Source organism: Roseateles sp. P5_E1 (assembly GCF_054049335.1).
In genome coordinates, this window is sequence record NZ_JBFUMN010000464.1 from 1 (window position 1) to 525 (window position 525).

Genomic DNA, 525 nt, shown 5'->3' on the forward strand with positions numbered 1-525 from the left:
ACTGGGGCAGTGATCGTGGCCGCGATCGCCAGTCGCAGGCGCAGCTGTACGCCGGTTGGAACGCCGGCCGCGCCTACGCGCTGGGCCAGGTGGGTGCCGGTCAGTTCACTCGCGAAATCGATCGCCAACTGCTGCTGGGGGCCGGTCAGTACGGCGTCAACGCCCGTTATGGCGGCAGTTTCAGCGCGGCCAGCGTGGAAACCGGCTATCGCTTTGGCGGCGACCGTGCGTCGCTGACGCCATACCTGGGCGCGGATTACTCGCGCGTGGACAGCGACCGCTTCACCGAGCAGGGGGGCCTGGGCTTCGGCCTGCGTACCGAAGGCAACCTGAGCACGCGCAGCCAGGCACTGGCCGGCGTCCGCGCCGAACGCCAGTGGGGCCGCTGGTCGCTGCGCGGTTATGCCGAATGGCAGCAGTTGCTGTCCAGTGATGGCCTGACCCAGGACGCCAGCTTCGTCGGCGTGGACGCCTGGGCGCCGCTGGCCGGCCTGCAGCCGGCGCGCTCGGGCGGTCTGTTCGGGC

1 protein-coding gene is annotated in these 525 nt (G+C 70.7%); it reads left to right on the forward strand.

The window, feature by feature from the left end; genetic code table 11:
* The coding region (locus tag ACXJKJ_RS32115) for an autotransporter outer membrane beta-barrel domain-containing protein (protein ID WP_457395795.1) at positions 1 to 525 on the forward strand (525 nt) is incomplete at both ends.